At 64.7% G+C, this 416-nt stretch carries 1 protein-coding gene; it reads left to right on the top strand.

Features of this window, described 5'->3' with window-relative positions:
• Window positions 1–416 (top strand): calcium-binding protein (locus tag AC1DQM_RS29935; RefSeq protein ID WP_477747277.1); only part of this gene is annotated, 416 nt, incomplete at both ends.

Below are 416 nucleotides of genomic sequence, written 5' to 3'. Positions count from 1 at the left end.
CAACCTCAACGGCGTCGGCAATGCCCTGAACAACGTGCTGACCGGCAACAGCGGCAACAACATCCTCAACGGCCAGACCGGCCTGGACACCATGATCGGCGGCGCCGGCGACGACACCTATATCCTCGACCAGGCCGGCGAACTGGCGCTGCTGCAGGAAACCGCCGACCAGGGCCGCGACCTGCTGAACATCAGCTACACCTCGACCCTGGCCAGCAGCACCGTCGACCTCAATCAAAGCAACCTGCAGAACGTCGAAGATGTCACCGTCACCGGCCTTGGTGCCTTCACCGTGATCGGCAACGACCTGAACAACACCCTGCTCGGCAACGCCTACAACAACACCCTGCAAGGCGGGGCCGGCAATGACTGGCTGGATGGCGGCGCCGGCGCCGACACCCTCAGCGGCGGCAGAG

Source organism: Pseudomonas sp. 01L34, from assembly GCF_056400265.1.
The sequence above is the reverse complement of the archived record's forward strand: the minus strand, read 5'-3'. Positions and strand labels throughout refer to the sequence as shown.